The sequence below is a fragment of the Thermovenabulum sp. genome, from assembly GCF_049723235.1.
GTDB lineage: Bacteria > Bacillota > Thermosediminibacteria > Thermosediminibacterales > Thermosediminibacteraceae > Thermovenabulum.
Map to the genome: position 1 here is coordinate 1 of NZ_JBNARB010000035.1, position 7,902 is coordinate 7,902.

Genomic DNA, 7,902 nt, shown 5'->3' on the forward strand with positions numbered 1-7,902 from the left:
TCAAAAAAAGCCTTTGCGTTTTCATCGTAGTATTTTATTGTTGAGTCCATTTTTCATACCTCTCCCTGTAATAATTCTTTATTCGATAATCTATTGAATCCTTAAAATGCATTAAAAAATATTCATTTTTTACAAAAGGCGTTAGTTTCTCGTTTAGACAAAAATAATCTCCATCCCTGTAGAAAAATTCAGGATTGGTTTTAATTAAATATTTTTCGGGATTTTCTCTCGATAACCTTATGTAATCTTCCTTCCCCCAGGATTTATAATCACTTCTTGTTTTGTGCACTTCTAAATCAACGGCATTTGAAGGGTTTGAAAAAAATTCTTTGAAAGCAATATAAACATCTTCGGGTGTCAATTTCAACCTCATGTTTCCGTTATTGTAAAATGCTAAAAGCAAAGGCATTTTATATACCTTGGACATTTTCGTAGTTCCCACAAAATTTATAAACTCATGAGCAATTGTGTTATATAAAATATCTTCATCAGACTTTAATTCATTATTGTATTTTAGAAAGGAAATATAATCCTTAAAAATATTAATTGAAGGGTCGGAAAATCTTTTCATTCCCCTGTATACACTTTCATCGATATTTTCGAATAAATCAAGTCTACTGGGACGTCTGCCCAGTGCTTCTTTTATTCTAAAATACTCATCTAAAACTAAGGTTTTTATATCTTTAAGGCTTTCAGCCTGCTTTTTAAAAATATCAATTAATCTGAAATCAAAGTCAATAATACAATCATCAGGGAAATCAAAATCATCAACGGTATATTTTCCTCTTTTTACAGATTCCACATCAAAATCACTGCCGCTTAAAAGGAAGGGAATTATAAATGCCCTTTTATAATTTCCTATAAAATCCAAAACGATTAAATAGTCTTTATTTTTTGCCTTTCTTAAACCTCTTCCCAACTGCTGCAAAAACACTGTAGGTGATTCCGTCGGTCTTAAAAACATTACCATATCAATTTCCGGTATGTCAACGCCTTCATTGAACATGTCAACGGTGAATATTATTTTAATTTCTCCATTCTTTAGTTTTCTTATTGCTTCATCCCTTTCAGCTGCATTTTTGCCCTGCTCGCCGCTGTAAACCGCACAACATTTTATTCCCTTTTGATTAAAATATTCCGCCATAAATTCTGCATGATTTCTTGATGCACAAAAAGCCAAAGTTTTTTGTTTATTGAATTTCATATAATTTTTAAGAACTAATTCCGCTCTTTTGTGAATCATCAAAGCCTTTTCCAATTCATCTTCCTTGTATTTCCCGTTAATTTCAGGTATAGCCGAAAAATCCGTCTCGTCATATATGCCGTAATAATGAAAGGGTACCAAATAACCTTTGTTTATTGCATCCTTAAGCCTCAACTCATATACCACATTGTAATCGCAAAGCTCAAAGACATCCCTGTTGTCCAATCTTTCAGGAGTTGCGGTAAGCCCCAGCAGAAATTTTGGTTTAAAATAATTAATAATGTTCCTGTAGCTTTTTGCCACCGCATGATGAAATTCATCGATTATCATATATTCAAAAAAGTCAGGAGCAAAGTATGATGAATTCAAATATTCCTCTTTCCCCAGGGTTTGAACAGAAGCCAGTATAATATCCTTTTCGGTTTCTTTAATATCCCCATTAAAAAATCCTATTGAAGATTTTGGCCTAAAGGTTTTAAAGGATAATAAAGCTTGATTTAAAATTTCCTCCCTGTGGGCAATAAATAAAATCCTATTATATTCTATAGAATCAAAAACGGAAATAAGAGTTTTGCCAATACCCGTAGCCGCTACTATTAGTGCCTTTTTTAAACCTTCTTCCCGGCATTTTTTCAACCAGTATAGTGCTTCTATCTGGGCATCATTTGGGCGAAATAATGGGACAACCTTTGTTTCAAAAGGTGCCCTGTATTCATGAGAACTTTCCTCAACTCTTGAAATTTCATTTTCATCGGGAGTTATATCGGAAATATATAATTCTTCCTTTTTTTGAGTCTTCAATAAATGCTTTTCTATGTCAATAAAAACTTTGGGCTTTTTCCAGCTTTGACTATATTTTTTTAAAAGCCTTTCATCTATTTTTTCAGTAAAATTTTCAAAAAGCATAAAATACTCTTTTTTAAATTCTTCAAAATCCTTTGGGTTTGTAGTTTTTTCAATTCTGTAATTCCATTCAATACCGTAAGTCAATGCGGATTCTGAAATATTTGAAGAACCTATGAAAATATCTCCTTTACCATCGCCGTATTCAATTATATATGCTTTTGGATGAAACGGAATACTGTCATCTTTAAAAAATCTTAAATCTACATAATCTCCTAACCTATCTTTTATCAAATAAAGGGCAGAAGGCTGAGTAATGTTTAAATACCTTCCAGTGATAATACTGATAGGACAATTTCGCTTTCTTGCTTCAACTAAATCCTCAATTATTAATCTTACACCGGATTCCAGCAAAAATGACACTATTAAATTTATTTCTATAGCTTTTGAAAAGGATTTCTTTAACTCTATAAGAAAGTTTTCATTGCCCCCGCAAAAACACTTCTTTAATTCAATGTTTTGCTTTAACAATAATTGATTATAGATATTTTCTAATTTTTTGTATATTTTACCCACATCTTCAAGCGTAATATCATTCAAATTATCCTGGATTATTTTTAATCCTCTTTCTTCCATTTTTTTCACCTTGCAAAAGGTAATAAAAATTAAATTTAAATTTCTGAATATATTTTAACATAATAATTTATTATATTAAGTATTTTTTTAAAGGACATCTGTAATAATTTAAAAAGCGGGCGTTATGTATTTTTTTGCCCGCTTTAATAATTTTTATATACATTATTTAAGCCCCGGTTACCCGGGGCTATTATTAATCTTACAAATATTAACATTATATTAACCCAACAGCTTAAGTACTGACTGCGGTGCCATATTCGCCTGTGCAAGCATTGCTGTTGCAGCTTGGTTCAAAATATTGAGCTTTGTAAATTCCATCATTTCTTTTGCCATATCTACGTCACGGATACGTGATTCAGCAGCAGTGAGGTTTTCAGCTGCTGTTTCAAGGTTGTTTATTGTGTGTTCGAGACGATTTTGTGCGGCACCTAAGGAAGAACGCTGAGTTGATACCTGATTTAATGCAGAATCTAAAACACTGATTAATTGATCTGCTTTTTCTTTAGTATCGACTGCTGTATTATTAGTAATTCTATCAGCTAAATTATTACCAGCACCAGAACCAAGAGTAGTTGAATCAATTTTTATAAAAGATACATTGAGCTTTTCTTCTGTAACTCCATTGCTTCCGATTAAGAAATATGCTGAACCTGAAGTGCTTTGCATTGTTTTAATTTTTTTGTTATTAAATAATGTTCCAATATTGTCAACTGTAGATGTAACTGCCGTTATTTCTATTTCTATACCTAATTTACTAAAATATAATGTTTCTTTTTTATCAGTAAACATAGCACTTGTTAATGCAATAGCTTCAATTTGTCCGTTGCCACTTAAAGTTAACATATTATTTTCTGAACTATAACTAAAGGCATAAGTTGTATCTGCTGCTGCATTTGATACATCTAGTTTCGTTATAACTACTGTATCGCCAAGTACACCATTTGCTATAATAGAACTACCACTAGTAGAAACTGCAGTTGCTCGTGCAAATTCACCGTTTAAAAGTTTCTTTGTGTTAAAAGCGGTTGTTTCTGAAATCCTGTCAATTTCATTTTTAAGCTGGACTAATTCATCACCGATTGCCCGCCTATCCTCTGTAGTGTTAGTATCATTTGATGCTTGGACAGCCAACTCGCGCATCCTCTGAAGTATAGAATGAACTTCGTTTAATGCACCTTCTGCAGTCTGAATCATAGAAATGCCGTCTTGAGCATTTCTTACAGCCTGCTCCAAACCTCTTATTTGAGCTCTCATTTTTTCACTTATAGCAAGCCCTGCAGCATCGTCTCCAGCTCTGTTAATTCTAAAACCAGAAGATAACTTTTCTAACGATTTCTGCATAGTATTGTTATTAACTGTCAATTGCCTGTACGCATTAAGAGCACTTATGTTGTGGTTAATCCGCATATTTTCATCCTCCCTGATTTTTTATTTTGCCCGCTTCCATGCGGTTGAATTTTATAACCGGCCGGTTTTTGTTTTCATTTATATTATCGTATATATTAAATAAAAATTAACCTTTAAAAACAGCTTATATAGTTAATTTATTTCTTTTTTTCAGCATTTTTTTTGTTTTCCTCTATTTTTTACTTATTTTTAACTATTATTAATTTATATCTCCAAATATATTTTTTAATAAAAGATAAATCGGTTTAGACATTTCTTCATATTTATTAACTGCTACTTTTATTTCTTCAAAGGATTTTCTTAAATTGTTTTTTTGTAATTCGCCGTAGCCTTTTATAATACAATTAATTAATTCTTTCTCCTTATCACTTAAATAATTACTATATCCTGCATTATTTAAGTTTAACAATATTTCTAAATAGTCTTCAAAATATTTTAAGATTTTGGAATCACTTATATTCTCCCTAATACTTGGTTGTTTTAATATTAGCTTTAACGCTTCTTTTAAATTTATGATATATTCTATATCGCTAATATTTGGATAAATATTTATATGGTAAATTTTTTCCCAATTATCAAAGTCTAATTTTTCAAAATTTATCTTCAGCAAAGAAATAAAGGATTTTTTATACGGGCTTTCTATAAAAGCTTTTATCATTTCATTTTTCTGTTTTTCTTCTTCAATATTTTTAATTTTTTCTTGAAATGCGACAATAAACATTTCTTCTGTGCTAACATCATTAATATTATAATAATAAAAATCTATCAGTTCTTCATACATATTATTGCTTATAAGATAGTTAAATAAATCATTTAATATACTAATTACCACATTATTACTCAAGCACGTTTTTATTAAATCAGCTATTTTTACTTTTTCTCCAAGTTCAATATACATTTTTATTAAATGTATCAAAACTGTATCTTTTTTATTTACACTGTAAAATACCATTCTTTCGTCTTTTGAAATTTTAAGCCGAGAAAAATTCTCAAGAAGCTGTAGGAATTTCTCTAAGACTTCTACAGCCTCCTTAAAATTTTTGTTTTTATAATATGAAAACCCTTTAAAATAAAAGAGGTCAATATTTTCTTGATTAATATTCATTATACTATCTATAAAATCTATACATTCATCATAATAATCCATATCAAACATGGTTTTAGCCGCAAAATTTAAATACATCAAATATTCTTCCTTGTAATCTTTATTTATGATTTTTAACATCGCTTTTGATATTTTGTAAGCTTCCTTTAAATCACCATGCATGGAATAGCTTACAGAAAGCTGATACCAATAATACACAAAATCTATTTTTTCGGCAATTTCTCTTTTCAGCAGCCCTGCAGTCCTTCTAAATTTCCTTTCCTTAATTTCCTCATCGCTCATAATGTATCCGTAATGCAAAATTTCTATATCTAAATCCTTTTTTGGAGGAAATGCATATGGCTGATTATGAATTTTACCATAATAGTAAAAAACTGGCTCATTTTTAAAAAAAAGCATTTGATGGGCTATCCCGAAGTTTTCTTTATCATTCCCTGTAAAACTCTTCACTTTTATGGAAATTGTTTTGTAATTTTTATATTCTTCTGATGAAAAGTATTCTATTATTTTTTTAACTTCTTCTTTTTCTACCTCCTCATCTGCATCTAATATAAAAATGTATTCTCCCCTTGCAAAGCTAATGCTGTAGTTTCTTGCCTCCGAAAAATTATTGTTCCAAGGAAAGTAGTATAACTTTTTAGTGTATTTTTTTGCAATTTCTACGGTTAAATCTTCAGAGCCGGTATCCACGACTATTAATTCTGCCAGTCCAGAATCAAGAAGCGGTTTAATGCTTTCTAAACATCTTTCTAAATTTTTCTCCTCATTTTTTACAATCATACATATACTTAATTTATAATCATGTTTACCTGCATCTAATCGGCTGCCAATAATCTGAAGTCTTATAAAATATTCCAATTCTTTTATTAGCTTTGATGCATCTTCAAGTATTTCATAAGTCCTTTCTTTTTCTCCGCGGATATAACATTTAGACGCTTCGTCAATTTTTAAGGCTAATTTTTTTTCTTCTTCGGCAAGCTCGTCTGTAAAATAATTATACATATAAATTATTGTATTCCCAAAATTCGCAAATAATTTTGGTATGATAGTTCTTTCTTCTAATTCACAGGTTAAATTAATGTTTGTTGATATGTACTGCTTTAATATTTGATAATATATTTTAATATCTTTATTATTGGTTTTTTTTATTTCTTTTTGAATTATATTAATATCTATAAAATTTACTATATCAAAAGCATTTCTTTTATATTTTCTAAATTGGAATTCAAGGTAATTTTTTAATGTTTCCATGGGCAAAATCTTAAGAAACTCAATTAATAAAGAAAAATCTCTTTTCAAAAAATGCATTAGATAGCTTAGAAATAACTTCTCTTTATCAAAATTAATTTTCGATAACCATTTTCTAAGATTTTTATCTGTAATATTCTTGTTATTCGTAATAATTTTATTTTGAATCAAGAGCATTATTAAATAATCTTCAGGAAAAAAGTTATACTTTATTATATTTTCATTTATTTCCATTATATTTTTTTCAAAAAATGTAATCTTTACATCTTCTAAATTACATAAAATTTCGTTTATGTTTTCGGTATTAATATTAAATTTAAACCATTTTGTTAGAGCTTCATATTCGCCATATTGCAGGAATTTATATATTATACTTTGAAAATCATTATTTTTAATAAAAAAATTATTATCAATGATTAATTTATCATTTTCTTCATAACTACAATTTTCATCGGAATTTCCTTGCAAAAAAGGAAGAGATTTTGTAAAATATTCACCATTTACTATATGAAACTTATGAAAAAATTTTATGCCTGACTTTTCCTTATGTTTTTTAAATACCTCATACAGTTTATAAATATCTTCATCATTTAATTCTATAAACTGATCAACCAAAATAAAATTTTCATATTTACTTATCAGCCTACAAAATTTTTCCAAATTATAAACCGGTATATCCTCATCCCAAATAAAAATTTCTTTATTCTCAATGCCTAATTTTTTTTCTGTAAAATCTTTTGAAATTATTATAATTTCATTTTCAAAATTATTTATTATAGGGAAAAATTTTTTTAAATTATCCTCAACCCCCTGCCTATCACCTTTAAATATAAGTGTAAACTCTTGCATATTTTTCTCCTCCCCACTCATCATACTTTAACTATATTTCTCCTACTAAAATTATGTTATCTCTAAAAAGCGGATATTTTTTAAGAACTTCGTTGAGAAACTTATTATCTGATAAATAAGTCTCTGCAAGAATTATATCATTAATTTGAATACCCGCTTGTGTTGCAATTTTCATTAAAGTAAACGGTGTAAACCAATAACGATGATCGCTATTTACAATTTCTTTATTTTGCTTTTAATATATATGGGATCTGTTCTTAGCCTCTTAACAAGAGCGGCTACGGTTTTAATGTTTTCTATCTGCATAGCTGTAATAGCCAAGAACATAGTTTCTTTAGGACATCCTTTTCTGCCTGATTCTTTTGACTTGGGAAAATGTTATTAAATCAAGCATTTAGAGTTTTGCAATTTACTCATGATTCTTGGAAAATTAAAATTCTGTAATAATAACGTATTTTAATAAAAATCCAAAGCTACCTTTATAAAAGTTATTAGAGTAAAACTATGTTGTATTAATTTACATAATTTTTATACTTTCCTTTTAATCAATTTAATGATTTTAGTGTAGAAACTCATTTTTAGAATCTACTTATTTCTGTTCTTTGACAAT

General features: G+C 28.7%; 3 protein-coding genes. All 3 read right to left on the reverse strand.

Features of this window, described 5'->3' with window-relative positions:
* Window positions 1–34: 34 nt before the first annotated feature.
* Window positions 35–2,683, reverse strand: coding sequence for a DEAD/DEAH box helicase family protein (locus ACPLOV_RS11345; RefSeq protein WP_424911195.1), 2,649 nt, complete (start codon window positions 2,681–2,683; stop codon window positions 35–37).
* A gap of 219 nt (window positions 2,684–2,902) precedes the next feature.
* The gene (locus ACPLOV_RS11350) at window positions 2,903–4,090 is read right to left on the reverse strand and encodes a flagellin (protein WP_424911196.1); all 1,188 of its coding nucleotides are present in this window, start codon (window positions 4,088–4,090) and stop codon (window positions 2,903–2,905) included.
* A gap of 199 nt (window positions 4,091–4,289) precedes the next feature.
* Entirely contained in the window at window positions 4,290–7,292 is a 3,003-nt protein-coding gene (locus ACPLOV_RS11355) for a tetratricopeptide repeat-containing glycosyltransferase family 2 protein (protein WP_424911197.1), read from the reverse strand.
* Between the last annotated feature and the right edge of the window lie 610 nt (window positions 7,293–7,902).

Coding starts and splice junctions, on each gene's coding strand:
- ACPLOV_RS11345 (WP_424911195.1), bottom strand. CDS start 2,683: ATGGAAGAAAGAGGATTAAAAATAATCCAGGATAATTTGAATGATATT.
- ACPLOV_RS11350 (WP_424911196.1), bottom strand. CDS start 4,090: ATGCGGATTAACCACAACATAAGTGCTCTTAATGCGTACAGGCAATTG.
- ACPLOV_RS11355 (WP_424911197.1), bottom strand. CDS start 7,292: ATGCAAGAGTTTACACTTATATTTAAAGGTGATAGGCAGGGGGTTGAG.